A 25,691-nucleotide genomic window follows, 5' to 3' on the forward strand; every position below is an offset into this window, starting at 1 on the left:
AGCATCCTGACTCCGCCGTGGCCCGCCGTCGTCGCCTCATCCGCTGGCCCCGCGGCACGACGCCGCTCGTGCCGCTCGCGCCCGCGATCGTGATCGTCGTGGGGATCGCCACGGCGGTGGCGATCGCGCTGATCGGCATCGGCCAGCTCGCGAAGATGAGCGATCAGGCCGCGAGCCTGCGCGCCGAGGTGATGGCCGCGACGCTCTCGGCGCGGCTCCGCGGGACCATCGAGGGGGAGCGGGCGGCGCTCCTGAGGGAGGCGGCGCGGAGGGCTGGGTCGGAGATCCTGCTCGTCGATCAGGGCGGCCACGTGCTGATCAACGAGAGCTTCAGCGCGCCGGCCAGGGCCGGCATCGTCCAGATGCTCACCCTGGGCAAGGGCGAGACGACGACCTCGCTCGGCCGCGTCCGGTTCGCGGCGCGCCCGCTGCACCCGCCGCTCTCTCACCTCTCGGTGCTCACCTTCGTCTCGGCGCCGAGCCCGCCGCCCGACTCGATCGCGCTCGGCAACGCCGTCGCGGCGCTCACGGTGCTGCTGCTCGGCGTGGCTGTCGCGGTCGCGCTCTCGTTCACCAAGTCGGCGCGCGACGACGTCGACTACCTGCGCGAGCGCATCACGGCGATGGCGCGCGGACAGGGCCAGAGCGCGCTGCCCACGGACGTGATCCAGGCCGAGCCCGTTCCGATCAGATCGCTCGACCAGGTAGGCCTCCTGACGGCGGCCTTCAACCTCCTGATCACCCGCTTCGCCGCGGCGGAGCGCACCTACCGGGCGGACCTCCAGCAGGCCTCCGCGATGGACCGCGAGCGCTCGGCGTTCCTCGCGGGGCTGAGCCACGAGCTGCGCACGCCGCTCAACGCCATCCTCGGGTTCGCGCACGTCCTGGAGAGCGAGGTCGACGGCCCGCTCAGCCAGGACGCGCGCGAGGCGCTGTCGGTCATCCGGCAGAGCGGCGAGCACCTGCGCACGCTCATCGACGACATCCTCGACCTCTCGGCGCTCGAGACGGGCAAGCTCCAGCTCTCCCGCCGCGCCGTCAACCTCCGCGCGCTCGTCGATCAGGTGATGCGGGAGGCGTCCGCGGCGGCGCGCGACAAGCCCCTCCAGCTGCGCGTCACCGGGGACCACGCCCTGGTCGCGCACGCGGATCCGCGGAGGGTGCGGCAGATCCTGACCAACCTCGTCTCGAACGCCGTCAAGTTCACGGCGCGCGGCTCGGTGACGGTCAACATCACGGGGCGCGGTCGCTACGCGGCGATCGTCGTCCAGGACACCGGCCCCGGCATCCCGCCGGAAGAGACGTCGGCGGTCTTCGAGGAGTACCGGCAGACCGGCGACGTGCGCTCGCGCCGGGCCGGGACGGGGCTCGGGCTCTCGATCGCGCGGCGCCTCGTGCTGATGCACGGCGGGACGATCCAGCTGGAGAGCGAGCTCGGGCGGGGCTCGACCTTCACGATCACCCTGCCGATGTGGATCGTGCAGCAGCCCCTGTTCTCGCCGACCCCGCCCACGCCCGACGTGGCGGCGCCGCCCGGGAACGACCCCGGCGCCGGCGGCCCCCAGGGGAGGATCGCATGACCGAGGAGCGCATGAGGGACGACGCGATCCACTTCGCGAGGCGCGTGCTCGTCCGCCAGGCGCTGGTCGGCGTCGCCGCGTTCGGGGCGATCGCGGCGCTCGCGCCGAAGCTGCTCATCCTCGAGCAGCGCGTCGCCGCCAGCGTGCTCTCGGTCGGCGCCAAGATCGCGCTCGCCGCGATCTGCGCGACCACGCTGCTGACGCTGCTCCGGCTGCGCACCCACGAGAACCTGCTGCGCTCGCTCGTGATCGGCTCGCGCGACATCGATCACGAGGAGCTCGAGCGGTTCGCCGGGCTCCCGACCTCGCTGGCGCTGCGCTTCGTGCTGGCGAGCTCGACGATCTCGGGCCTCATGATGATCCCCGGGATCAGGCCGGAGAAGCTCGACGACGGCCGCGCGGTCAGCCTGCTCATCCTCGCGATCACGATCCTCAGCGCGTCCGCGATCCCGCACTACGTGCTGACGCGCGCCGCGGCGTTCAGCCTCTTCGAGATCAGCCCGGCCGAGGCGATCGGCGCCTTGCTCGAGACCGCCGAGCTTTACCAGACGCCGCGCCGGCGGGTCACCTCCAAGCTGCTCCTGGCCGTCGCCACGCCGGTGCTGCTCGTCGGCGTCGGGGCGGTGCTCATCGCGAACGCGCACCTCCAGACGTTCATCGAGCGCAGCCGGCGCTCGACCGCGGGGCTCATCGCGCGCACGGCGCTCGACCCGTCGCTCGGGGCCATCGACGCGGCCGGCCGCAACGACGTCGTGGCCTCGGCGGCGGAGTTCGGGTTCCTCGCGCGCCTGGAGCACGACTGCGTGGGCTCCGAGCCCTCCTTCGGCCGCGAGGCCGACGGGCAGATCGCCGTGATCACGCCGCTCGACTACGGCTGCGTCAACACCCGGTTCTCCGCCGACCTCGAGCCCTCTGCCGCGATCTGGGGCGCGCTCGTCGCGCTGCTCGCCGTGCTGGTCGCCGGCGCGCTCGGCAACCTGTTCGGCCGCGTCCTCGCGGCCGATCTCGTGCACGCCACGAAGCAGGTGCGCCTGCTCGGCACGGACAGCGTGCTGCGCGGCGCCACCCAGATCGCGCGCCCCGCCCGGTTCGCCGTCGTCGCCCGGCTCGGGCACGCCATCGAGGACCTCGCCGAGCGCTTCCGCGTCTTCGCCGCCGCGCAGGAGCGCGCGCTCGAGTCCCGCGAGGCGGCGCAGCGCATGCGCGGCCTCCTGTTCGCGAGCGTGAGCCACGACCTCAAGAGCCCGCTGAACGCCATCCTCGGGTTCGCCGAGCTCGTGGGCCAGGAGGATCTGACCCCCGCGCAGCGCGAGAGCCTGGAGCTCATCGCGACGCGCGGCCGGGAGCTCCTTGGCCTCATCGAGTCGATCCTCGACGCCGCCCGCGTCGAGGCCGGGCAGCTCACGCTCGAGCCTCAGCCGACGTCCGTCGGCTGGCTCATCGCGGGCGCGCTCCGCAAGGCGCGCGAGCTCGCGAGCGACGCCGGCGGCGAGGTCGTCATCGAGGTCGGCGACACCCTGCCCCTGATCCCCGTCGATCAAGCCTACGCGACGCGCGCGATCGCGGTCATCGTCGCGCACGCGCTCCGGACGGGCGCGGCCGACCCGTCGGCGCGCCTCGTGCGCCTCACGGCGACGATGGCCGGCGAGTTCAACAACGAGGTCCGCATCGACATCGAGTACGGCAGCCGCGACGTGCCGCCGGACGAGCTCGAGGCCCTGTTCAGCCGGCAGACCACGGCGCGCGGGCGTGGCCTGACGCTGGGCCTCAGCCACGCGCGATCGGTGATCGAGCTCCACGGCGGCTCTCTCGAGGTGGACGGCGCCCCCGACGGCCGGCCGCTCTGCCGCGCTCGTCTGCCGCGCATCCCGCCCCCCCGCCGTCCCCGCCTGTCCTCTGTCCCTGCGCTCGGCTGACCTCGACCAGCGCCCCGCGGCGACCCACGCCGCCGCGCGGATCGCTTCCCTTCGCTGCTTGCACGCGGTACGCCCGTGGCATGCCTGAACGGGCGCTCTCTCCTGCCGAGACAGGCGACGACGATCGCTTCGACCGCCTCTTCCGGCCTGCATCGCTCGCCGAGTACGTCGGCCAGGCCAAGCACACGGAGAACCTCAAGGTCTTCGTCGAGGCCGCGCGCCGGCGGCGCGAGCCGCTCGACCACATGCTGTTCTGTGGCCCGCCCGGCCTGGGCAAGACCACGCTCGCCCACATCATCGCCCGCGAGATGGGCGTCGCCCTCCATGTGACGAGCGGCCCCGCGATCGAGCACAAGGGCGCGCTGGCCGGCCTGCTGACGAAGCTGGAGCGCAACGACGTGCTGTTCATCGACGAGATCCACCGGCTCACGCCGGCGGTCGAGGAGAGCCTCTACCCCGCGATCGAGTCGTTCAACATCGACATCATGACCGGTGACGGCCCCTACGCGACGACGATCCAGCTCGCGCTGAAGCCCTTCACGCTCGTGGGCGCGACGACCCGCACCGGGCTGCTCACCGCGCCGCTGCTGTCGCGCTTCGGCCACGTCGTCCGCCTCGACTTCTACCCCGTCGAGGAGCTCGAGCGCATCGTGCAGCGCAGCGCCGGCCTGATCGACGTGCCGATCGACGCCGGCGGAGCGCGCGAGATCGCGGCGCGCGCGCGGGGGACGCCGCGCGTCGCCAACCGCCTCCTGCGCCGCGTACGCGACTTCGCCGAGGTGCTGGGCGACGGCGCGATCACGATGGAGATCGCGCGGAAGACCGCCGAGCGGCTCGAGATCGACGCGGCCGGCCTCGACGAGATGGATCGCCGGCTGCTGCGCGTCATCGTCGATCACTACGACGGCGGCCCTGTGGGCATCGACACGCTGGCGGCGGCGCTCAGTGAGCCGCGCGACACGATCGAGGACGTCTACGAGCCGTTCCTGCTCCAGCAGGGCTTCGTCGGCCGCACGCCGCGCGGCAGGGTCGCGACCCGCCGCGCCTACGAGCACCTGGGCATCGCGGCTCCTGCGACGAAGCAGGGAGATCTCTTCTCCTGATCCCGGCGCCGCGCGGGCAGCGCAATGCAGTGCGCCAACGCCGCGCCAACGCCGCGCCGACGCCGCGCCGAGACCCGGAATTCTCTCATCGCTCCAGCCTGGAGTCGCTAAGCTGGGCGTGTGCCTCGCCGTGATCCTGTGCTCGTCGTGGACGACGACGCCGTCAGCCGGCAGATGCTGCTGCACGCGCTGGCCGACGCGGGCATCGAGGCCGTCGCGGTCACCTCGGGCGCGGACGCGCTCGCCTGGCTCAAGGCGAGCGTGCCCGCGCTCGTGCTGCTCGACCTCGTGATGCCGCCTCCTGACGGCTACGTCGTCCTCAGCGCCGTGCGGGACGCCCCCCGGACGCAGGACGTCCCCGTCGTCGTGCTGACGGCGCTCGACGCGGACGAGGAGGTCGCCCGCGCCTTCGAGCTCGGCGCCGACGATTTCATCCGCAAGCCGTTCCGCCCTGCCGAGCTGATCGCGCGCATCCGCGGGCAGCTCCGGATCCGGGACTACGTCGACGCGCTCGCGCGCAAAGAGCACGACGCGAAGGTGGTCCTCGAGCTCACCCAGGCGCTCTCCTCGACGCTCGACTTCCGGAACATCCTCTTCACGGTCGTGCGGCGCATCGCCGAGGTGGCGCGCGTCGACCGCTGCAGCATCGTCCTCGTGCGCGACGCGGGCGACGTCGGCTACGTGGTCGCCGCGAGCGACGACAAGGAGCTGCGGGATCTGCCGATCGATCTCGGCAAGTACCCGGAGATCCAGCGCGTCATGCGCACGGGCGACGTGCTCGTGATCGACGATGCGAAGGCGCACCCGCTGTTCGACCTCGTGCGCGCGGAGCTCCCGGAGAACGCGTTCCGCTCGCTGGCGCTCCTGCCGATCCTGTTCGAGGACAAGCCGCTCGGCGTGCTCTTCTTGCGCGGCCGGCAGCCGGTGGCGCCTCACGCGCACGAGCTCTCGCTGGCCCGCACGGTCGCGAGCGCCACCGCGATCGCCCTGCGCAACGCGCGCATCCTGCAGTCGCTCCGCGACCAAACGCAGCAGAGCACCTTCGCGCGGTTCGAGGCGGAGCGCCGGCTGAAGGCGCTCCAGCGCTACGCCGACTTCTTCTATTCGACGGCGGACGGCATCGTCGTCGTCGATCCCGACGGCCACATCCTCTTCTCCAACCCGCGCGCGCAGGCGATCACCGGGCGCACCGCGGAGGACCTCGAGAGGGCGAACCTGGCCGATCTCGTCGACGCGCGCGAGCACCCTCTCCTCGAGGAGATCCGGGCCGGCTTCGCCAGGGGATCGTTCCCGCACATGGTCGATTTCACCGTGCGACGGGGCGAGCACGAGCGGCTCATCCTCAGCTTCAGCTTCAGCAGCGTCCTTCGCGAGGAGAGCGGCGCCGTCCTGGTCAGCTTCCGCGACGTCACAACGGAGCGCGCCACCGAGGCGGAGCTCACCAAGACCAAGGAGTTCCTGGAGCGCGTCATCGACAGCTCGGTCGACGCGATCGTCTCGGCCAACATGGAGGGCGTCGTCCTGCTCTTCAACCGCGCCGCCGAGCGGATCTACGGGTATGACGCGAAGGAGGTCGTCGGCGCGATGAACGCCCGCGCGCTCTACCCCGACCACAACGCCGAGCACATCATGAGGCTCATCCACGCGAAGGAGCACGGCGGTCCCGGCCGGCTCGAGGGCTACCGGACCGAGGTCCTGGCCAGGGACGGGTCGCGGATCCCGGTGCACCTCTCCGCGGCGCTGATCTTCGAGAACGGCGTCCCGGTCGGCTCGGTCGGCATCTTCACGGACCTGCGGGAGCGGATGCGGATGGAGGCCCGCCTCACCGAGGCGCAGGAGGAGCTCCGCGCTCGCGAGAAGCAGGCCATCATCGCCGAGCTCGCGGGCGCGGCCGCGCACGAGCTGAACCAGCCGCTCACCAGCGTGCTCGGCTACGCCGAGCTGATCTGCCGCCGGATCGACGACGCGTCCCCCATCAAGGGGGCCGCGACCACGATCCGCAGCGAAGCCGAGCGGATGGCGGAGATCGTCCGCAAGATCGGCAAGATCACCCGCTATGAGACGAAATCCTATGTCGGCGCCGCGAAGATCATCGATCTCGACCGATCGAGCGGCGACGACCCGAACAGGGTGATCGGGTGAGCGGAAAGACCGCGGAGCGCCTGGGGGAGCAGCCATTGTCCGACGCTCCCGTCACGCTCCGGAAACCCCTCACCCGGGACATCCCGCTCGAGTGGGTGGACAGCCTGCTCATCGCGTCGAGCGAGCTGGATCCGTCGGCCTCCATCGAGCAGCGCGCCTCGACGCTGCTCGGCGCGGCCGCGAAGGTGCTCACGGCCTGCGGGCTCGGCATCTACATCCCCGGCGCGACGGGGGCGCAGGTGGCCGTCCGGGTCTCGCCGCGCGCCCGCCGCGACGACGGCCGCGATCCGGCGCGGCTCCTCCCGGAGTTCGCCTTCGAGCGCGTCGTGGCGATCGAGCCCGGAGGCCGCTCGACGATGCACATCGCGGCCGACGACGCCGCGTACCTCGACAGCGCGCCGGTGGAGGCGCTGGTCGACCGCCTCGTGCTCACCCTGGGCGCGTCGCTCCGCGAGGCGCGCGCGCACGAGTCGCTGCGCGCTCAGGTCATGCAGGCCGAGAAGCTGGCCTCGCTCGGGAAGATGGCCGCGGGCGTCGTGCACGAGCTCAACAACCCGCTCACCTCGATCCTCGCGTACTCCGAGTACCTGCGCCGCAAGGGCGAGCGCGGCGGCTTCGACCCCTCGGACATCGAGCGGCTCGCGAGGATCAACGACGCGGCAGATCGCATCCGCCGGTTCTCGCGCGACCTGATCGCCTACGCGAGGCCGTCCACGGAGAAGCCGGGCGCCGTCTCGCTCCACGACATCATCGAGCGCGCGCTCGTCTTCTGCGAGCACCTCCTCGACCAGACGGGCGTCACCGTCGAGCGGCGCTTCGACGAGATCCCTCCGGTTTGCGGCGTCATCGATCCGCTGACGCAGGTGTTCGTGAACCTGTTCACGAACGCCGCGCACGCGATGAACGAGCGCGGCGGCTGCCTCGGCATCTCCACCGCGATGTCGCCGGAGGACGGCTACATCACGGTGACGATCCGCGACGACGGGCACGGGATCGAGCCCGAGCACCTGCCGAGGATCTTCGACCCCTTCTTCACGACGAAGACCGACGGGACCGGCACCGGGCTCGGCCTGAGCATCGTAAGGAACATCGTTGCCTCGCACGGCGGCAGCATCCGCGCGGATGCACGCGCCCCGCGCGGGACGGTCTTCTCTCTGGATCTGCCGATCGCGCTGCCGTCCTCGGCCCGCCGCTGAGCAGGGGCGAGCTCCCCTCGGCTCAGGGCTCGACCTTGATGCCCAGCACGAGCACGCCGCCCATGTGCTGCTGACCCGCGACGAAGAAGCTCTCGCCGGCCTTGGCGTTCACCTCGAGCAGGGGCAGGAACGTGGTGCCACCTGGCTTCTGGATGCTCGCGCTGACGACGAAGCGCCTCGGCTCGTCCTTCTTCTTCGCGGCGATCACGTCCTTCAGCGACACCATGAGGACGCTGCCGTTCGGCAGCTTCGTCGTGGTCGGCTTCCCCTTCTGCAGGCTGACCTTCAGCCGCTCGAGGAGCTTGTAGCTGTTGTACGACGAGAACGGCGGCTTCCCGAGCTCGGGCATCTTGCCGATCTTCGGGTCGATGCCTTTCCCATCGTTCGTCGCGTGAAGGATCACGATCTCGGACGTGACCTCGGCGTCCGACGGCGCGGCCTGCGGGGGCGCCGGCGCCTGCTCTTGCGCGACGGCAGGGGAAGGGCTCACGCCGAGCGCCAGGACCATGGTCGCGGTGATCGCACTCGCAAGAAATCTCATCACTGTCCTCCCGGACCGTCATCGGAGAGCCAGACCACCGTGGTCGTCGGGCCTGAAGCCACGGCCTCCTGCGGGACGTAAAAGATGGTGCCCATGCGTGCCCCGAAGTCGACCGCGGCGATCTCGACGCCGGGCTCGACCTCCCCCTCAAAGCTCGGCGCGGCGTCCGGCTCCTTCACCGGCGCCGCGAGCGACGCGGAGGGCGCCTCGGACGGCGGGGCGAGCAACGCGGAGGGCGCCTGCGTCGTCAGCTCCGCGGTGGGCGTCTCCACGCCCATCTTGCCCCAGACCATCAAGGCGGCGGCCGCCGCCACGGCGAGCGCCGTCAGCGCGAAGATCCCGCGCGCGTTGTCGTTCGCCGGCGATCCCTGGAGCCGCGCCCGAGCGCGGGGCAGCTCGCCCGACGGCGGCGCCGCGAGCGGCCGCGCAACGGCGCCCCCGTCGACCCGCGCGGCGCCCGCCTGCCCTTCGAGGATCTTCGCCATCACCCCATCGGCGATGCCGTCGGCCGCGCTGGAGGCCAGCGCGCCGTCCCGGACCATGTCGGCCGCGGTGACGAGCGCTGCGACCTTCGCCCGGCAGCGCGGGTCGTGGAGCACGTACTCCTCCACCTGCCGGTGGCGCGCCTCATCGAGCTCACCGTCGGCATAGAGCATCAGCTCCAGATCCGTCGGCGGGGCGCTCGCTTCCCCGTGATTCGCCTTGCTGCTGTTGGCGGTGCTCACGCGATCTCCTCCGGGTCTTCTGCTGGGGCCTTGCCCTCTTCCTCCGCGTAACAGTCGGCGAGGGCGCGCTGAAGCTTCTGACGGGCGTGGAACAGGCGGCTCATGATCGTCCCCTTCGAGACCCCCATGGCCTGAGCCATCTCCTCGTACGACATGCCCTCCACCTCCCGCATCAGGATCACGCCTCGGTGGTAGGGCGGCAGCGCGTCGAGCGCGGCCTGGATGCGCCCGGCGATCTCCCGGCGCCGGACGACGTTGAGGGGGTCCGCGCCGTCGATCCGAGCGACGAGCGGGAAGTCGGACTGCTCGTCCGCCGCCTGGTTCTCCTGGAGCTCGAGGTCGCGGCGTCCCGGCTTCCGCATGAGGTCGATCGCCAGGTTCGTGACGATCCTGTAGAGCCAGGTGAAGAACGAGGAGCCCCCCTGAAAGGAGCCGAGGCCCTTGTAGACCCGGAGGAAGGCGTCCTGCACGAGCTCGCGCGCGTCGTTCTCGTCGCGGACGAGCCCCATCGCGATCGCGAACGCCCTGCGCTGGTGCCGTTCCACGAGCGAGCGGAAAGCCGCCTGGTCCCCCTTCTGCGCTCGCTCGATGAGCTCACGATCTTCCTCCGCTTCCCGCCGTCGCGCCTCGCGATTGGACGCACGGGCGGAAGCGCTATTCAGGCGCGGGTGAAGCTGCTTCGTTTCGGGGTGGTCGCCCTCCGCGGACAGGTCGTCGCCTTCCGCGTCGCCCTCGCCGGGATCACCGGGAGGTGCGACCGGCTCGAGCTCGTCCGGGGGAGAAGGTGCAATGGCCACGGGGTCAGCTTACCTGAGGAGGCTGGGGGACGAGGGAGGTCGCGGAGCAGGCGGCCACGCACGGCGCGCGGCGGCCGGCGGACGTGCCGGGCGGCAGACGGCGGCCGTCCGGCTCACGGCTCATCGGACTCGTCGCTGAGCTCGGGCAGCTCGCCCAGCGTGAGGCGGACATCGAAGACCCGCTCCAGCCGCGCGACGCGGAGCGTAACGGCCTTGTTCACTCCGGCGATGCTCGCCATCCACCGGAGCTCGTTCGGGTCGGAAATCGTCTTTCCTTCGAAGCCGATGATCACATCGTCCGGCGCGATGCCAGCCCGGTCCGCGGGTCCCCCCGCCACCACGGTCTTCACCCACGCCCCCTTTCGATCGGGGCGCTTGAGCCGCCCCGCCTCGATCGAGTTGAGGACGTCGACGATCACCCCGACCTGGCTCCGCCGGATCTTGCCGTCGCGCAGCAGCATGGGAAGCAGCTGCCGGACCATGTTGATCGGGATCGCAAACCCGATGTTGTTCGCGTTGGCGCGCACGGCCGCGTTGATGCCGACCACCTCGCCCTTGAGGTTCAGGAGCGGGCCGCCGGAGTTGCCGGGGTTGATGCTCGCGTCCGTCTGGAGGAAGTTGAAGTAGCCGCTCGGGTCGAGCCCCTTCACGTCGTCCCGGGTGCGGCCCTTGGCGGAGAGGATGCCCGCCGAGACCGTGTGGGAGAGGCCGAAGGGGTTGCCGATCGCGACCACCCAGTCGCCGACCTCGATGGTATCGGAGTCGCCCAGGGGGAGCGACGGGAGCCCCTTCTCGTCGACCTTCAGCACGGCGACGTCCGTGTGCTTGTCGCGGCCGATGACGGTCGCCTTGATGTCGCGGCCGTCGACGAAGCTCACGAGGATGTCGGTCGCGCCCTCGATCACGTGGTTGTTCGTCAGCAGGAAGCCCTCTGGATCATAGACGAAGGCCGTCCCGAGCCCCTCGGCGACCGTGCGGCGGCGGCCGCCCGGTTGCTGCTGCCGCTCGACGCGCGCCTTGACCGTCGCGACCGCTGGATCGGCCCTGCGCGCGAGCGGAGCGAAGGAGCCGGGCATGCCCTCGGAGCGGACGATCGGAGGAGGAGGCGGCGCGGACGGAGGCGGCGCGATCGCCACCGGCACGGCGCCCGAGGGGACAGTGGAGCTGCTTGCGCTGGAAGAGTGGCCAGGAGAGGCCTTGCTGCACGAGGCGACCAGCGAGGCGAGGAGGACCCACAGGAGAGCCCTGGCGCCAACGGTCACGAGCGTTTCGAGACCTCGAGGTAGCGCATCCGCAGATCGTAGAGCGCCTGCTCGAGCAACCTCTCCTCGTCGCCCGAGAGGTTCCCCTTCGTCTTCTCCTGGAGGAGCGACAGCAAATCGATGTCCTGATGCGCGAGGATCAGGTTCTGCTCTTCCCTGCCGTCGGGGCTCGGCGCGTCGCCGAGGTGCACGTACGCGGAGCCAATGATCGACAGCACGAAGGTCGAGAAGTCGAGCGTCGGCAGCTCCGGGGGGCTCCCTGGCGGAGGGAGCTCTTCCCGATTCTCCGCGTCGCTCACTCTGCCCCTTCGTCGTCGAGCTCGGGCTCGATGCGCGACCCCTGCGCTGACGCGCCGAGCGCCGGCTGATCGACGGCGATCCCCTCGGCGTGCTCCTCCTGGTCCGGCAAGCCCGCGAGGTGCGCCTCGATGGTCCCCGCGCTGAGCGTCCCGCTCGCCAGGAGGCGCTCGCGCACCCGGCGATCGAGCTGCAGCTCCGTCAGCTTGCCCTTCTCACCTACGGTCATGATGTGATCTCCTCGAACAACCCACCAGTTCGCGGTGGGCTTATGACGACTTCTTCGAGAGCGTCACGAGCACCCCACCATCGCCGTGCTCGTGATGGTGGCTGTGATCGTGGTCGTGGTCGTGGTCGTGATCGCAGCAGCCCTCGCCCTCGGAATCCTCGATGCGCTCCTCCAGTTCGGCCTGAGCCTGCGCGATCTCCTCCTCGCTGGCGGCGCGCACGTCCTTGACCTGAACCTGAAAGCGCACCTTCTGGCCTGCCAGAGGGTGATTCGTATCCACCCGGAAGCCCTCGGGGAGGATCTCGATGACCCGGAGCGCGATCGGCGAACCGTCCGGGCCCTGGGCGACGAACTCGTCGCCGACCTCGACAGCGCCCCCATCGGGGAAGTCCGCCTTGTCCACCTCGAAGATGCCGGCGTCATCGCGCTCGCCGAACGCGTCTTCCGGCTCGACGGTGATCTCGCGCTGCTCGCCGGGGCGCAGCCCTTCGAGCGCGCGCTCCAGCCCGGGCACGATCTGAGCATAGCCGTGGGTGTAGACGAGCGGCTCCGCGGTCGATGCCTCATCCACAGTCTCTCCGCTTTCGTTGAAGAGGACGTAGGACAGCGTGACGACCGTATCCGTTGCGATGGGCAGCGACTCCATGGGCGGCGGTTGGTCTGCCACGGCGGTTCCGCGGTTTCAAGCGAGGCGCGCTTGCGCGGCAGCATGCTATGAGGACGTCCGATGGCCGACTCCATGGCTCGGGCGACCGGTCGCGACCCCCTCGACGCGCCGCCCCCTGCTGCGCAGGCCACCACGGAAACGGAGCGCCTCCGTCCCGGAGAGGCGGCGCCGGGCGAGACGCGACCGGCCTCGACCGCGCCGGCGCCCCCCGGCGGCGCGGCAGCCCGCGGCCCGCGCGAGGGCGAGCCGCGTCCTCGACGTGGGGGAGAGAGCCTGGAGCAGGAGCTCTCCCGGGTAGGCACGAAGCGCTGGCTCGCTCGCCTCGGGGTGCTCGCGACGATCGCAGCGCTCGTCGCGGGGCTCGTCGTCTGGAGGATCCGGACGAGGCCCCCGCCGCCGCCGCGCTACGTCACGGGCGACATCACGACGGGCGACGTGCTCGAAGTGGTCCAGTCGACGGGGCAGGTCAAGCCGCTCACCGAGGTTCAGATCGGCGCCCAGGTCTCGGGGCGAATCACCAAGGTTTACGTGGACTTCAACAGCATCGTGAAGGCCGGCGACGTGCTGGCCGAGATCGATCCGACGCTCTTCGGGGCGCAGATCGACTCGAACCAGGCGCAGATCGCGGCGGCCAACGCGAGCGTCGTGCGCTCGGAGGCGTCGCTGGGGACCGCCAAGCAGCGGCTCGAGCGCGCGAGGAAGATGGTCGCGGAGGGGGTGGGCTCGCAGGCCGATCTGGACACGGCGCAGGGCGCCTACGACGTCGCGCTCGCCGACCTCGCGGCCTCGAAGGCGCAGGTGGCGCAGCTCAGGGCGGTGCTCCGCTCCTCCACGACAAACCTCCAGTACACGCGCATCTTCTCGCCCATCGACGGGGTCGTCATCAGCCGCGCGATCGACCCCGGGCAGACCGTGGCGGCGAGCTTCCAGGCGCCGACCCTCTTCGTGATCGCCCAGGATCTCCGCAAGATGCGCGTGCTCGCCGACATCGACGAGGCGGACGTCGGGCGGCTCCGCGAGGGCATGACGGCGGACGTGAGCGTCGATGCGTTCCCGGGCGAGACGTTCCGAGGGACGGTGAGCCAGGTGCGCTACAGCCCGCTGAGCCAGTCCGGCGTCGTGACGTACGCGGCGGTCGTCGAGGTCGACAACCCCGACGTCAAGCTCCGGCCGGGGATGACGGCGACGGTGAGCGTCCGGTCCGCCGAGGCCAAGGGGGTGCGGCGGCTGCCGAACGCGGCGCTCCGGTTCAAGCCCGCCCCGGCGCGGGACAAGGACGGCAAGGAGATCAAGGCGCCGCCGCTCGAGCCGCTCCCGCCGAAGAAGGGCCGAGTCTACGTGCTGACCGACGCGACCCCCGGGGCGGAGAAGATCGAGCTGCGCGTCGTGGACGTCGGGATCACCGACGGCATCTTCACCGCGCTCGGGTCCGATCTCGGGCCGCTCAAGGTCGTCACCGACGAGAACGACGATCCGTCAGCGAGCGGCAGGGGGCGCGGCCCTCGGCTGTTCTGAGGCGTGATGCTGCCCCAGAGCCAAGACGTCGCCGCGGCGCCCCGAGACGAGCCGCTCATCGAGCTCTCGAGCGTCGGCAAGGACTACACGACCGAGGCCGTCATCGTGAGGGCGCTCCGGCACGTGGATCTGACCATCCAGCACGGCGATTTCGTCGCGATCGTCGGGCAGAGCGGCTCGGGCAAGAGCACCCTGATGAACATCATCGGGTGCCTGGACCGGCCGACGCATGGCACGTACCGGCTCGACGGCCTCGACGTCACCCGGCGAAGCAACGACGCGCGCGCGATCGTCAGGAACCGCCTTATCGGGTTCGTCTTCCAGGGCTTCAACCTGCTGCCGCGCACCACGGCGCTCGAGAACGTCGAGCTGCCGCTGGTCTACCGGGGCGTCGGCGCGGCGGAGCGGCGCGAGCGGGCGCTCGACGCGCTCGGCGCGGTGGGGCTGGCCGAGCGCCTGCACCACACGCCGAACCAGCTCTCGGGCGGGCAGCAGCAGCGCGTCGCCATCGCGCGGGCGCTCGTCACCTCACCGCCGCTGCTCCTCGCCGACGAGCCCACGGGCAACCTCGACACGCGCACGAGCTACGAGGTGCTCGGGCTGCTGCAGCGGCTCAACCGGGGCGGGATCACGATCGTCCTCGTGACGCACGAGCCGGACATCGCCGCCTGCGCGAGCCGCGTGATCACGATGCGCGACGGCGAGATCCGCAGCGATCTCAGGAACGATCGCCCCGTCGACGCGGCAGCGGCGCTGGCCGCGCTGCCGCTCTCCGCGGCGGAGAGCGACGAGCTCTCGCCATGAGCGGCTACCTCGCCGCCGTCCGGATCGCGCTGCGCGCCATCGTCCGCTCGAAGCTCCGCGCCGCCCTGACGGTACTCGGCATCCTGATCGGGGTCTCGGCCGTGGTGATCGTCGTGGCGCTCGGGACGGGCGTGCGCAACCGCGTCCTGGGCGAGATCTCCGGCATGGGGGCGAGCTCGATCTACATCTTCCCGCAGTCGACGCAGGCGTCGGGGCTGAAGCGCCGCGAGAACGCGAGGATGTCGGAGGCCGACGGGATCGCGATCCTGAAGGAGTCGACGAGCGTGGCCGCGCTGAGCCCGTTCAGCTCGACGTCGACGCAGGTCGTGGCCGGAGAGGCCAACGTCGCGACCCAGGTCATGGGCGTGACCCGGAGCTACCTCTCGATCCTCTCGTACAGCGTCGGGATGGGCGAGGGCTGGACCGAGGCCGACGAGCAGCTCAAGGCGAAGGTCTGCCTGATCGGCGAGACCGTCCGGGAGAACCTGTTCGGCTCGGGCGAGGCCGTGGGCCGGTACATCCGGATCGGCAAGCACCCGTTCCGGGTGATCGGGGTGCTCGCGAAGAAGGGGCAATCGCCCTTCGGCGAGGACCAGGATGACCGGCTGCTCATGCCGATCGGCAGCTTCCGGTCGCGGATCGTGCCGAGCGCTCCGGGCAGGGTGCAGATGCTCGTCGCCGCCGCCACGAGCGAGCGGACCGTCGATCGCGCGGTGGCGCAGATCGACAGGATCCTCCGGCAGCGCCACGAGATCGCGCCGGACGACGAGCCGAACTTCGTGATCCGCACGCAGGCGGAGTTCCGCGCGTCCCAGGAGCGGATCCTGGACACCTTGACGATGCTCCTCTCCTCGATCGCCGCGGTGTCGCTCCTCGTCGGCGGGATCGGCGTCATGAACATCATGCTGGTCAGCGTCACCGAGCGGACGCGCGAGATCGGCATCCGCATGGCCATCGGCGCCTCCGAGGGAGACATCCTCGTCCAGTTCCTCGTCGAGGCCATCACCCTGTCGCTCATCGGGGGCGTGCTCGGGCTCGGCGCGGGGCTCGGCGTCATCAAGGCCCTCGCCGCGACGCTCGGCTGGAACATGACGTTGCCGGCCAGCGCGGTCGTCGTCGCGGTGGGGACGAGCGCGACGATCGGGATCGTCTTCGGGTTCTTCCCGGCCCGCCGCGCGGCCCGTCAGGATCCCATCGCCGCCCTGAGGCACGAATGAGCGCCACGCTCACCCGGGTGTTCTCGGCGGTCGTGATCGCGCTGCGCGCCGTCCGCCGGAACAAGCTCCGCGCCGGGCTCACGATCCTGGGGATCACGATCGGCGTCGCGGCCGTCGTCACCGTCACGGCGCTGGCGAGCGGCGCGCGCGCCAACGTCAACGCGCAGATCTCGAACCTCGGATCCAACTCGCTCATCGTCTTCGCCCGCTCCGCCCGCGCCTCGGGCGTCCGCAGCACCGCGGGCGCCAAGCTCTCGGAGCTCGACGGCCAGGCGCTCGCGCGCGAGTCGACGAGCATCCGGCTCGTGGCGCCGTTCCTCAGGTCGAGCGCCCAGGTCATCCACGAGGGCCAGAACGCGAGCCCGACGCTCGTCGGGACGCGCCTGAACTACTTCGAGATCCGGAGCTGGAAGGTCGCGCAGGGAGAGCCGTGGAGCCCCGCCTCGGAGAACCTCTCCGAGAAGGTCGTCGTGATCGGGGCTCAGACAGCGCGCGATCTGTTCGGATCGCTCGATCCTGTCGGGCGGATGGTGCGGATCGGCCGCCAGATGTACCGCGTGCTCGGCGTGCTGGAGGAGAAGGGGGCGTCGCCCTTCGGGCAGAGCCAGGACGAGATCGTGCTGATGCCCATCACCACGATGCGGTCGCACGTCATCGCCACGCGGCCCGGGGAGGTTCACGCCATCTTGCTGAGCTCGACGTCGGCCGAGACGTCGGAGCGCGCCAGGCAGCAGGCCGAGGCGATCCTCCGCCAGCGGCACCGCATCGGCGAGAACGACGAGGACGACTTCGCCGTCCGGAGCCAGGCGGAGTTCCAGGCCATGCAGGACGCGATCTTCGCGGCGCTCTCGGCGTTGCTCGTCAGCATCGCGGCGGTGTCGCTCGTCGTGGGCGGCATCGGCGTCATGAACATCATGCTGGTCAGCGTCACCGAGCGCACCCGGGAGATCGGAATCCGGATGGCCATCGGCGCCCGGGAGATCGACATCCTGCTGCAGTTCCTTCTCGAGGCGCTCGTGCTCGCCACGCTGGGCGGCGTCGTCGGCAGCGCGCTCGGGTACGGCGTCATCCTCGGGTTCTCGCGCGCGTTCGGCTGGCCGATGAGGCTCGAGCCGGCTGCGCTCGCGGTCGCGCTCGGGGTGAGCACGGCGATCGGGATCGTCTTCGGGTTCTTCCCGGCGCGGCGGGCCGCGCGCATGGATCCCGTGAACGCGCTGGGGCGCGAGTAGCGCGAAGCGCGCCGGACCGCGGGCGGTGGCTGGAGGAGAAGGGAGGCGGAGGCGCCGCCGCACGCGCGGCGCGCGCCTCCCCGGGATCAGCTCTTCTTCATCAGGTCGGCGAACGTGCCGAACTTGGCCTCGCGCGCGACCCCCGCGCGGTACTGCTGGTACGCCTGCTTCTCGGCGTCTTCCTTGAGGGCGCGGATCGACAGCTTGGCCTCGCCCCGGCGCGGATCCACCTCGATGACCTTCGCGTCGAGCTGGGTCCCGATGGGGAACTCCTTCCGGAGGTCGGTGCCACGCTGGGTACCGGTGTGGCCGGCCGGGATGAAGCCGCGAGCCGCTCGCCCCGTGGTGCCGAGCACCCGGACGACGAGCCCCCCTTCGGTCACCTGCGTGACGGACACCTTCACCGCCTTGCCCTGCTGAACGCGCTGGCGCGGCTCGCTCTCCTCGCCCTCGGGCGGAGCAGGGTGGAGCCCGATGCGCCGGCCCGCGGCGTCGCAGGTCGCGACGACAACGTCGACGTCGTCACCGACCTTCACGACCTCGTCCGGGTGCTGGATCGGCTTCATCGAGAGGTCGGCCGTGTGGATGAGCCCATCGATGCCCGGCTCGAGCTCGATGAACGCGCCGAACGGCTGCAGGCGAGCGACCTTGCCCTTGTGGCGCGTGCCGACCGCGTACTTCTCCTTCACCGCGTCCCACGGGTCGACCGTGGCGGCCTTGCGGCTCAGCCAGAGCTTGCCCTTGTCGTCGACGCGGAGGACCTTCACGTCGAGCTCCGCGCCCGGCTTGAACAGGTCGGCCAGCTTGGCGCCGCGGTCGTGGCTCGCCTCGCTCATGTGGACCAGCCCCTCGACGCCGCCGGCGTCGGGGAGCGCGACGAACACGCCCCACGCGACGACCTTGCGCACGATGCCCTTGTGCAGCGAGCCGGGCTCGATCGACGTGAGCGCCTCGGTGCGCGCCTTCCGGCTCTCCTCTTCGAGCATCTTGCGGCGGGACACGACGATGTCGCGCCCCTTCTTCGCGAACTGGGTCACGCCGAAGTCGAGCCGCTGGCCCACGAGGTAGTTGAGGTCGGCGCCGTGGCGCAGATCGACGTGCGACGCCGGCGCGAAGGCGCGGAGGCCGCCGAGGTCGACCTCGAGCCCGCCCTTCACCGCCCCGGTCACGAACCCCTCGATCGACTCGCCGCTCTGGAGCGCAGCCTCGGCGCGCGCGCGCGCCTGATCGAGCTGCACCGGCGCCCTCGACAGGAGGAGCATGCCTCCGCGCACGCCGGTGCTCGCCACCGTCGCGATGAACTGATCCCCCTCGACGGGCGGCTCCTCCTCGAGGATCTCGCGGCGGTCGAACAGCCCCGTCGCCTTCCCGGCGATGTCGATCCAGATGGCGTGGTCGGTGATCTTGCTGACCTTACCGAACACTTCCTCGCCGATGCTGAAGGCCGGGCGCTCGCGCGGCGGCGGCGCGCCCTGCCCCTTGCGCCGCTTGCGCTTCTCGCCACCAGGCTGCGGCTGCCCGCCGGCCTCGTCGGCCGCCTGCTCCTCCTCACCCTCCTCTTCTTCTGCTTCTGCCGCGTCGGCCGCCTCCGCGCCGCTGGCCTCGGCCGCCTCAGCTGCCTCGCCCTCGGGCTGGCCGGCCTCCTCTGCGCCCTTGCGGCGACGGCGGCGACGGCGCTTCTTTCCAGCGCCACCCTCGGTCTGCGCGGCAGCACCGGCCTCTCCGGCCGGCGCGGGCTTCGCGGCCGGCGCGGGCTTCGCGGCCGGCGCGGGCTTCGCGGCCGCCGGAGGGGTCCGCCTGCCAGGCGAGAACCCCGGCTTGCGGTTGCCGATATCATCCCGCGGCAAGCCTGGAACGCGGTTGCCGATGTTGTCGCCCGGCTGCTCTTCCCACTCGTCGTCGGCATCACTCGCCGGGGCGGCGCTCGCCGCCGCGGCCGGTGTCGCCTCGGACTGGTCCGAGCTCGCCTGCGACGACGCTTCTCCGCCGGGCTCGTGGCTCGCTTCGGTTGGGGGGGTGGACCCCCCTTCATGGGCTTGGGCTGCTTGCTCGGGCGCAGCGTTCGACGACTCGAGCGGGCCGCCCTGGTCGGCCGGAGCTCCCGGCGCGTCCGCCGGCGTGGTGGTATTTTCGTGGGTATTCATCCGCGCCTCGCGCGACAACGCATGCCGATGGGGGCGAAACGTGCTCGCGTTCTCTCCAGCGGCCCCCTCGGTTGAATGGGGGGAAGGGGCCGGAACCATATCGTATCCGGGACGTTTACGCGAGAGCCTACCGCATGATGGGCAGGTGCTTGTTGGTCCCCCCGCTCCGATCGATGCGGAGGCCGCCCCCGCTCGCGAGGTTGTGGGCGCTGACCTGGCCGGCCAGCCGCTCCGCCACATCCACGAAAGCGCGCGCGATCGGGCTGCTCGGGGCAGCCTGTACGACCGGCGTGCCGGCGTCGCCCCACTCCCGGATGGCCGGATCCATCGGGATCTGGCCGAGCAGCGGCGCCTCGGCGAACTCCGCGATCTTCTGCCCGCCGCCGGCCCCGAAGAGCTCGTGCCGCTTGCTGCACCCGTCGCACACGAAGTAGCTCTCGTTCTCGACCACGCCGAGCAGGGCGATCCCGACTTTCTGGGCCATCGAGACCGATTTGTAGACGTCCTGGAGGGCCACCTCCTGCGGCGTGGTCACGACGATCGCGCCCGTGGTCCTCATCTTCTGGGAAATCGTCAGCGCGATGTCGCCGGTACCGGGCGGAAGATCCAGCACGAGGTAGTCGAGCTCACCCCATTCCACGTCGCGCATGAACTGGATCAGGGCGTTCTGGAGCATCGGCCCGCGCCAGACGACCGCCGATCTCGGATCTTCCAGCAGGAAGCCGATCGACATGAGCTTCACGCCGAAGCGCTCGAGCGGCAGGAATTTCTGCCCATCGGCCGACGTCGGGCGGCCCATCACGCCGAGCATGGTCGGGACGCTCGGCCCGTACATGTCCGCGTCGAGGAGGCCGACCTTGGCCCCCTCGCGGCTGAGCGCCAGGGTGAGGTTCGCGGCGACCGTGCTCTTGCCGACGCCGCCCTTGCCGCTCATCACGAGGATGATGTTCCGCACGCCCGGGGACGGGTCGTCCTGAAGGATGGTGCGCGTGGGGACGCCGACGTCCCACGCGATCCGGACGCCCTTCGCGCCGGCGCCCTTCAGAGCCGCCTCGATGTCCGCCGCGAGCCGCTGCTTGAAGTAGCTGGTCAGCTCGACGGTGAGCGAGACGGCCTCGCCCTCGACCGAGAGCTCCCGGACGCGACCGAGGTCGGTGATGGGGCGCTGGAGGTCCGGCGCGATGACCTTTGCCAGCGCGGCGAGCGCGGCGTCCTTCGTGATGGGCATGGGGCGAAGGAGTTAGGACTGCTCGGGATTCCCGTCAACCGGCGAGCGCGGCGTCGCCGCGGGCGCTCGCTCTGGCCTGGCCGGGCGCGGCGCGACACAGGCCGTTCCTGCGCCCGGCCGGCGCCGTCACCAGCAGGTAGAGACGCTGGAATCGGGGTCGCTGCGATCGAGCCGGCGCGACGGCAGGTAGCACCGCGAGTCCACGCAGTCCCCGCCCGAGTTCTGCTCGACGCACACGCACGCGCCGGCGAGCCCGCTGGGCGACTTCGGGCAGACCTCTGCCGCGTTCTCCGCGGTGCACCGGATGGGGAGCGCCGCGTCCAGGCACGCCCGCTCGCCGCGCAGCGTGGTGGTACACTCCATCGTGGAGCCCGCGTCGCCGCAGTCGATGTCGTTGCGGCACGGCTCGCAGAAGTTGCCCTTGCCGGTGCAGGCGCCGAACCGCGGGATGCACGCGCCCTCGTCGCACCGGTAGTCCAGGTCGCAGTCGGAGTCCTCGCTGCAGGACCTGGCGCACCGGCGCTCGCCGTCGATCGCGACGCAGCGCTGCTCTGCGGCGAACGAGCAGTCGAAATCGGTGCTGCACGGCGCGCACTGGGTGCGCTTGACGCAGGTGCTGCGCAGCAGGCACACCGGGCCCTCGACATAGGTGTTGCCGTCCCCGAACGTGGACGGGTCGATGCACTCCTCGTCGGTCTCACCGCAGAAGCCGTTATCCCCCTTGTCCGTGCCGCAGATCGCGTGAGGATCGCGGGACACGGCGCACTCGAAGCCGCCGGGGCAGTCCGCATCGCCCATGCAGTGCGGCATCGTGCAGTAGGCCTCGGCGTCGCCCTGTCCCTTGCCAAGACACTCCAGCGGGGTGCACTGGTCGGGAGAGCAGGCCGGGACGACGCAGGCGCTGCCGTCGCTGCACTTGCCGGCGGAGCAGGCGGGGTCGTCGCCGCACCGCTCCGTGTCGCGCTCGCACTCGCCTGGGTTCCCGTTGCATTGGATCGGGTTGCACGGCGTCTCGTCGGGGCAGCGCCCGAACTGGCCGCACTCGGTGCCGAATGGACAGGGCGCACCGAAGCCCACCATCTTCTCCTTCTGCGTGCAGACCAGGGTCTCGGCCTTCGTGTCGTCCTCCTCGGCCGGCGCGCAGTCCTGGATGCCTGGAATACATTCGCGGTGGCTGCTGCACCTGAGCACGCAGCGGTTGCCGACGCAGGTGTTGCCCTCCAGGCAGAGCTCTGGCTCGCATTTGCCCTCGCAAACGCCGTCGACGAGGACCCCCCCGAAGCATTTGTCCTGTGGCGTGCCCGACGAGCATGCGCCGCTCGCGATGGCCGCCCCGCTCGCCAGGCAGCACAGCATCAGGAAGGCGTGGATACTACGGAGACGGGGCCGACGGGCGCTGTGAGAAGCGACAACCTGCTGCATAGGACCTCAGCGCGGGAAACACCCGCGGATCGGGGCAGGCACGGCGGGCCTGGCCGGAGATTGCGGAAACGCGCTCCCGAGCGAAGCGGCGACGCCAAGGTTGCCCTTGACGCCCCCCGTGCCGCCCAGAAGAATGAGCACTCCTACACCATACTTCAGGCGGTGGCATCATGCGAATCGACGCGGTTCTCGGTGGGATGGGCCTTTTCGTCGTGGCGGCTCTAGGGCTCGTCGGCTGCGCAGAAGAGGATCCCATTCCTGCTCCTCCTTTTCCCGAGGGGACGGGTCAAGCTGCGAACGCTCGATATCCGGCTGGGCCGTATGGGGTGAGCCTCCACCGGGTGATCGCGAACTATCAGTTCGTCGGGTACGCCAACGCCGCCGAACACAACGACACGATGCAGCCGATTCAGCTCGCCGATTTCTACAACCCGACCGGGACGGAGGTCTTTCCGGAAGGCTCGCTGTACGGCGCGGGAGAGCCGAAGCCGAAGGTGCTGCTGATCGACGTCTCGTCCGTATGGTGCGGCCCCTGCAAAATCGAGGCAGAGTCCGTCCTGCCCGAGCTCTACAAGAAGTATCAACCCCAGGGCGGTGAGTTCCTTGTTCAGCTCGCAGACGGAAGGACCCCGGGCGAGGCGGCGGTCCCGAACGACCTGTACCGCTGGACGACCCGGTACGACGTGCAGTACCCGTCGGCGATCGACCCTTCGTACAAGCTCGGCGCGCTCTTCCAGGCCGACGCGTTCCCGGCGAACATGATCGTCAGGACGCAGGACATGACGATCATGGAGATCGTCGCTGGCGTGCCCGAGGAAAACAGCAATTTCTGGCGAACCTTTGAGAAGATCATGAACGGCGAGCTCTGAACGAGCTTCGCCGTGGGCGCGTCGTCGAACCACCGGCCGGCGCGCGCGTGCAGGGAGAATCTGCCAGGGCGCCGCAGAGGGCGCCCGCGACGTTGAGCTCTCACCCCGGTCGGCCGCTCAGGCCGGCCCCTTCGCGACGGAAACCCAATGAACCGAAAAACCCGCTGCGCGCTCTCGCTGGCGTTCATTGTCCTCGGCCTCGCCGCCGCCTCGTGCGGATCGGCCTCCGGCGGCTCATCGGCGAGCCCGGCCCCGGACTTCTCGCTCCCCGCCCTCGACGGCAAGACGGTCAGGCTCTCGGACTATGCCGGCAAGAGCGTGGTGCTCATCGACTTCTGGTCGACCACCTGCGATCCGTGCCTGGCGGAGATGCCCCACCTCGTCGAGCTCTACAAGAAGCACAGGGACAAGGGGTTCGTCGTGCTCGCCGTGTCGCTCGACGGACCGGAGTCGCGGGCGCAGGTGAGCAGCACGGTCCACGACAGGGAGATGATCTTCCCTGTGCTCCTCGACGAGGAGACCACCGTGGCCGCCAGGTACAATCCGAAGCGCGAGCTTCCGTTCTCCGTGCTCATCGGCCGAGACGGCTCGATTCTTCAGAAGCGCGGCGGGTACCAGCCCGGCGACGAGGCGGCGCTCACCGAGCAGGTCGAGAAGGCGCTTGGCCTGTAGCGCCGGGGCGGCCGTCCGGCGCGCCTTCTCGGCGCGATCGGCGGCTCGCTCGCTCCACGGCGCCGAGGTCCATGGTAGAGATCGGGCGGTGCGCAGCCCGCTCCGCCTCGCCCGTTCCTGCCTGACAGCGACGCTCCTCCTCGCGGCCTCGCCGGCGGCGGCGGTCGATCTCCCGAACGTCGGCGGCGAACCGCTCTCGCTCGACGTCGTGAACACCGCGGCCGCCAGCTACCACTTCGACAATCGCAACGACGATAGCCGCTATCCTTCGCGCTATCTCGACGACAACTACGGAGAGTTCGTCGATCGGCTCGACGCCCAGCTCAACTGGTGGCGCCTGCAGCTCGGTATGCGGCTCAACGGCTCTTTCTACGTGCCCAGGCCATCGGCGACCGACATCGATCTGCAGCGGAAGGTCCTGAACAATGAGGTCTCGTTCAAGCTGGACGACGCCGCTCGGGAGCTCCACTCCCGGTATTTGACGACGGTCTACCCGGCGAAGCTCTGGCTCACCTACACGCAGCCGGGCATCGAGGCCACGGTCGGCGACTTCTACGCGCAGCTCGGGCGCGGCCTCGTCTTCAGCGTGCGGAAGATGGACGAGCTGGCCATCGACACGACCGTGAGGGGCGGCAGGCTCGTGCTCGACAAGGATTTCCAGCTGTTCAGGCTGGAGGCCACCGCCTTCGCCGGGCAGATGAACCCTCTGCGCGTCGACGACGCGAGCGGCAGGCGGCTCCACGGGGACGGGTCGCCGCTCTTCTTCGCCTTCCCTGGCGCAAGCGACCTGACCACAATCGACTTCAACCAAAGCAACCGGCCTTACAATGCGATCGAGGGGGCCCGGCCGAACTACCTGGAAGACACCGTGCTCGGCGGACGCCTGGAGGCGGGCGTGAAGGGCGTCGAGCTCGCTGCGAACGGCGTGCTGCTGCTGCGCAAGTCATACACCAAGGAGTTCAACCGATGCATGGCCGCGGCCCAGCCGATTGAGGACGTCGATGAGCGCAGGGAGCAGCAACGCCTGTGCGCCAGTGAGTTCCCGGAGTTCGTCAGCAACCCCCCCGAGCGGCAGCGCAACACGATCCGCACCTTCAGCGGCTCGGTGAGCATTCCGTCCATCGCGGAGCGCGGGGACGTCTACGTCGAGGTGGCCGGTCAGCAGTTCCGCAGCGGTCGCCCCAACCGGGATGACGAGCCGGAAGAGGACCTATCCGGCTACGCGGTCTATCTGGCGGCGAACGGGCGCGGAGGTCCGCTCGCCGTCGCACTCGAAGGGAAGCACTACCGGCGATTCTTCCCGCTCTCGGCCAACATCGACGTTTCCCCGCTGTCGAACCCGGGGTTCAACGCGCCGGAGTTCGAAGGCGTGGCGTACAACCAGCTTCCGACGGCGGAGCCCATCTACGTCGAGCCGATCGGGAGCCCCAATGTCTGCGTGACCGGCGGTCGCGCCCGCGTGGACTACCGCTTCAATCGGAGCACGGCCATCTATGCCTGGCTCGGCCGCTATGTGAGCTTCTCCGAGCGCAAGCCGAATGAAGTGTGCGAGACGGACGACACCTACAGGACCGACACCTGGGATACCGCAGCAGGCACCGAGATCGACTTCGATGGTCGCCGCTCGCACGTGCGCGCCTGGGCTGGAGTTCGGCAATCCGATGCGGCCGACACGGGAGACGTCTTCTACAGCGAGGGCTACGTCCGGTACGACATCGTGAAGCACCTCGCCGGCGCGTTCTCCCTCCAGGCACAGGGCAACAGCCGCCGGCGCTACAGGCCAGAGAATTTCGAATCGTCCTGGGTCGAAGGGGACAACTACGTCGCGCTCCAGTGGTCGCCCCATCTCGCTGCGATCTTCGGCTACGAGTACACGAACGCGCCTGGGTGTGCGCCGGGCAAGAGCAGCGAGCTCTGCCATTACTTCAACGGGGGACTTCAGTGGAAAGCCGGGTCGAGGGAGACAGTGCTCGACCAGGTCGTCGACACGGTGCAGCTCTTCGTCGGGCAGCGGCGCGCGGGCCTGCGTTGCGTTTCGGGCGTGTGCCGGAACTTCCCACCGTTCGAGGGGGCGCGGCTCGAGCTCGTCTCCAGGTTCTGAGCGACCGGGCCACCTCGATCGCCGCCTCGGCAACG

The 25,691-nt window shown here is 70.4% G+C and carries 22 protein-coding genes; 12 read left to right on the plus strand and 10 right to left on the minus strand.

Annotated features, from left to right (window positions below):
- The first annotated feature begins 17 nt into the window (after nt 1-17).
- The 5 genes from WMF45_RS39595 to WMF45_RS39615 all read left to right on the plus strand — a co-directional run bounded on the left by WMF45_RS39595 (nt 18) and on the right by WMF45_RS39615 (nt 7,937).
- Nucleotides 18-1,580 carry a sensor histidine kinase gene (locus WMF45_RS39595; protein WP_437711121.1) on the plus strand — a complete coding sequence of 521 codons (1,563 nt, stop codon included), beginning with the start codon at nt 18-20 and terminating at the stop codon, nt 1,578-1,580.
- Nucleotides 1,577-3,496 (plus strand): sensor histidine kinase, encoded by a 1,920-nt coding sequence (locus WMF45_RS39600; protein ID WP_437711123.1) that lies wholly within the window; start codon nt 1,577-1,579, stop codon nt 3,494-3,496. The genes WMF45_RS39595 and WMF45_RS39600 overlap by 4 nt, the downstream gene beginning before the upstream one ends.
- Nucleotides 3,497-3,576: 80 nt before the next feature.
- On the plus strand, nt 3,577-4,599 hold the full coding sequence (ruvB, locus tag WMF45_RS39605; protein ID WP_437711125.1) for a Holliday junction branch migration DNA helicase RuvB: 1,023 nt from the start codon (nt 3,577-3,579) through the stop codon (nt 4,597-4,599).
- Nucleotides 4,600-4,719: 120 nt separating this feature from the next.
- Nucleotides 4,720-6,741 carry a PAS domain S-box protein gene (locus tag WMF45_RS39610; protein WP_437711127.1) on the plus strand — a complete coding sequence of 674 codons (2,022 nt, stop codon included), beginning with the start codon at nt 4,720-4,722 and terminating at the stop codon, nt 6,739-6,741.
- Complete coding sequence (locus tag WMF45_RS39615) at nt 6,738-7,937, plus strand: sensor histidine kinase (RefSeq protein ID WP_437711129.1); 1,200 nt, start codon at nt 6,738-6,740, stop codon at nt 7,935-7,937. The genes WMF45_RS39610 and WMF45_RS39615 overlap by 4 nt, the downstream gene beginning before the upstream one ends.
- A 22-nt stretch (nt 7,938-7,959) precedes the next feature.
- On the opposite strand, the gene WMF45_RS39620 is transcribed toward WMF45_RS39615, so the two are convergent.
- The 7 genes from WMF45_RS39620 to WMF45_RS39650 all read right to left on the minus strand — a co-directional run bounded on the left by WMF45_RS39620 (nt 7,960) and on the right by WMF45_RS39650 (nt 12,455).
- Nucleotides 7,960-8,478 (minus strand): hypothetical protein, encoded by a 519-nt coding sequence (locus WMF45_RS39620; RefSeq protein WP_437711131.1) that lies wholly within the window; start codon nt 8,476-8,478, stop codon nt 7,960-7,962.
- Nucleotides 8,478-9,203, minus strand: a complete 726-nt coding sequence (locus WMF45_RS39625) for an anti-sigma factor family protein (protein WP_437711133.1) — start codon at nt 9,201-9,203, stop codon at nt 8,478-8,480. Before WMF45_RS39625 ends, WMF45_RS39620 begins: the two co-directional genes overlap by 1 nt.
- A complete protein-coding gene (locus tag WMF45_RS39630) occupies nt 9,200-10,000 on the minus strand; it encodes a sigma-70 family RNA polymerase sigma factor (RefSeq protein WP_437711135.1) in 801 nt (266 codons plus the stop codon). Before WMF45_RS39630 ends, WMF45_RS39625 begins: the two co-directional genes overlap by 4 nt.
- Nucleotides 10,001-10,113: 113 nt before the next feature.
- On the minus strand, nt 10,114-11,262 hold the full coding sequence (locus WMF45_RS39635) for a S1C family serine protease (protein WP_437711137.1): 1,149 nt from the start codon (nt 11,260-11,262) through the stop codon (nt 10,114-10,116).
- Nucleotides 11,259-11,561, minus strand: a complete 303-nt coding sequence (locus WMF45_RS39640) for a DUF1844 domain-containing protein (RefSeq protein ID WP_437711139.1) — start codon at nt 11,559-11,561, stop codon at nt 11,259-11,261. The genes WMF45_RS39635 and WMF45_RS39640 overlap by 4 nt, the downstream gene beginning before the upstream one ends.
- Nucleotides 11,558-11,788 (minus strand): hypothetical protein, encoded by a 231-nt coding sequence (locus WMF45_RS39645; protein WP_437711140.1) that lies wholly within the window; start codon nt 11,786-11,788, stop codon nt 11,558-11,560. The genes WMF45_RS39640 and WMF45_RS39645 overlap by 4 nt, the downstream gene beginning before the upstream one ends.
- Nucleotides 11,789-11,828: 40 nt before the next feature.
- Complete coding sequence (locus WMF45_RS39650) at nt 11,829-12,455, minus strand: FKBP-type peptidyl-prolyl cis-trans isomerase (protein ID WP_437711142.1); 627 nt, start codon at nt 12,453-12,455, stop codon at nt 11,829-11,831.
- A 60-nt stretch (nt 12,456-12,515) separates the two neighbouring features.
- On the opposite strand from WMF45_RS39650, the gene WMF45_RS39655 reads away from it, so the two are divergent.
- From WMF45_RS39655 to WMF45_RS39670, 4 genes are read left to right on the plus strand one after another with little or no spacing between them, the layout of a single operon-like run.
- Nucleotides 12,516-13,970 (plus strand): efflux RND transporter periplasmic adaptor subunit, encoded by a 1,455-nt coding sequence (locus WMF45_RS39655; protein ID WP_437711144.1) that lies wholly within the window; start codon nt 12,516-12,518, stop codon nt 13,968-13,970.
- Nucleotides 13,971-13,976: 6 nt separating this feature from the next.
- Nucleotides 13,977-14,774 (plus strand): ABC transporter ATP-binding protein, encoded by a 798-nt coding sequence (locus WMF45_RS39660; protein WP_437711146.1) that lies wholly within the window; start codon nt 13,977-13,979, stop codon nt 14,772-14,774.
- Complete coding sequence (locus tag WMF45_RS39665; RefSeq protein WP_437711148.1) at nt 14,771-15,991, plus strand: ABC transporter permease; 1,221 nt, start codon at nt 14,771-14,773, stop codon at nt 15,989-15,991. The genes WMF45_RS39660 and WMF45_RS39665 overlap by 4 nt, the downstream gene beginning before the upstream one ends.
- Complete coding sequence (locus WMF45_RS39670) at nt 15,988-17,220, plus strand: ABC transporter permease (protein WP_437711150.1); 1,233 nt, start codon at nt 15,988-15,990, stop codon at nt 17,218-17,220. The genes WMF45_RS39665 and WMF45_RS39670 overlap by 4 nt, the downstream gene beginning before the upstream one ends.
- A gap of 86 nt (nt 17,221-17,306) precedes the next feature.
- Here WMF45_RS39670 and WMF45_RS39675 read toward each other — a convergent pair whose 3' ends face one another.
- The 3 genes from WMF45_RS39675 to WMF45_RS39685 all read right to left on the minus strand — a co-directional run bounded on the left by WMF45_RS39675 (nt 17,307) and on the right by WMF45_RS39685 (nt 21,948).
- Nucleotides 17,307-19,364 carry a S1 RNA-binding domain-containing protein gene (locus tag WMF45_RS39675; protein ID WP_437711152.1) on the minus strand — a complete coding sequence of 686 codons (2,058 nt, stop codon included), beginning with the start codon at nt 19,362-19,364 and terminating at the stop codon, nt 17,307-17,309.
- Between the two features lie 127 nt (nt 19,365-19,491).
- Nucleotides 19,492-20,592: a P-loop NTPase gene (locus WMF45_RS39680; RefSeq protein ID WP_437711154.1), complete on the minus strand. Its 1,101-nt coding sequence runs from the start codon at nt 20,590-20,592 to the stop codon at nt 19,492-19,494.
- A gap of 126 nt (nt 20,593-20,718) precedes the next feature.
- The gene (locus tag WMF45_RS39685) at nt 20,719-21,948 is read right to left on the minus strand and encodes a hypothetical protein (RefSeq protein WP_437711156.1); all 1,230 of its coding nucleotides are present in this window, start codon (nt 21,946-21,948) and stop codon (nt 20,719-20,721) included.
- Nucleotides 21,949-22,355: 407 nt separating this feature from the next.
- Between WMF45_RS39685 and WMF45_RS39690 the strand changes: the two genes are divergently transcribed.
- From WMF45_RS39690 to WMF45_RS39700, 3 genes are all read left to right on the plus strand, one after another.
- Nucleotides 22,356-22,883 (plus strand): TlpA disulfide reductase family protein, encoded by a 528-nt coding sequence (locus tag WMF45_RS39690; RefSeq protein ID WP_437711158.1) that lies wholly within the window; start codon nt 22,356-22,358, stop codon nt 22,881-22,883.
- A 147-nt stretch (nt 22,884-23,030) separates the two neighbouring features.
- Nucleotides 23,031-23,555 carry a TlpA disulfide reductase family protein gene (locus tag WMF45_RS39695; RefSeq protein WP_437711160.1) on the plus strand — a complete coding sequence of 175 codons (525 nt, stop codon included), beginning with the start codon at nt 23,031-23,033 and terminating at the stop codon, nt 23,553-23,555.
- Nucleotides 23,556-23,643: 88 nt separating this feature from the next.
- Entirely contained in the window at nt 23,644-25,656 is a 2,013-nt protein-coding gene (locus WMF45_RS39700; protein WP_437711162.1) for a hypothetical protein, read from the plus strand.
- The last annotated feature ends 35 nt before the right edge of the window (nt 25,657-25,691 follow it).

Source organism: Sorangium sp. So ce448 (genome assembly GCF_051520915.1).
GTDB classification, from domain to species: Bacteria; Myxococcota_A; Polyangia; order Polyangiales; family Polyangiaceae; genus Sorangium; species Sorangium cellulosum_B.

What these genes read in the sequence shown, in the direction of transcription:
- WMF45_RS39645 (WP_437711140.1), bottom strand. Translation starts at nt 11,788, where the DNA reads ATGACCGTAGGTGAGAAGGGCAAGCTGACGGAGCTGCAGCTCGATCGC.
- WMF45_RS39665 (WP_437711148.1), top strand. Translation starts at nt 14,771, where the DNA reads ATGAGCGGCTACCTCGCCGCCGTCCGGATCGCGCTGCGCGCCATCGTC.
- WMF45_RS39695 (WP_437711160.1), top strand. Translation starts at nt 23,031, where the DNA reads ATGAACCGAAAAACCCGCTGCGCGCTCTCGCTGGCGTTCATTGTCCTC.
- ruvB (WP_437711125.1), top strand. Translation starts at nt 3,577, where the DNA reads ATGCCTGAACGGGCGCTCTCTCCTGCCGAGACAGGCGACGACGATCGC.
- WMF45_RS39680 (WP_437711154.1), bottom strand. Translation starts at nt 20,592, where the DNA reads ATGCCCATCACGAAGGACGCCGCGCTCGCCGCGCTGGCAAAGGTCATC.
- WMF45_RS39620 (WP_437711131.1), bottom strand. Translation starts at nt 8,478, where the DNA reads ATGAGATTTCTTGCGAGTGCGATCACCGCGACCATGGTCCTGGCGCTC.
- WMF45_RS39670 (WP_437711150.1), top strand. Translation starts at nt 15,988, where the DNA reads ATGAGCGCCACGCTCACCCGGGTGTTCTCGGCGGTCGTGATCGCGCTG.
- WMF45_RS39685 (WP_437711156.1), bottom strand. Translation starts at nt 21,948, where the DNA reads ATGCTGTGCTGCCTGGCGAGCGGGGCGGCCATCGCGAGCGGCGCATGC.
- WMF45_RS39660 (WP_437711146.1), top strand. Translation starts at nt 13,977, where the DNA reads ATGCTGCCCCAGAGCCAAGACGTCGCCGCGGCGCCCCGAGACGAGCCG.
- WMF45_RS39675 (WP_437711152.1), bottom strand. Translation starts at nt 19,364, where the DNA reads ATGAATACCCACGAAAATACCACCACGCCGGCGGACGCGCCGGGAGCT.
- WMF45_RS39655 (WP_437711144.1), top strand. Translation starts at nt 12,516, where the DNA reads ATGGCCGACTCCATGGCTCGGGCGACCGGTCGCGACCCCCTCGACGCG.
- WMF45_RS39600 (WP_437711123.1), top strand. Translation starts at nt 1,577, where the DNA reads ATGACCGAGGAGCGCATGAGGGACGACGCGATCCACTTCGCGAGGCGC.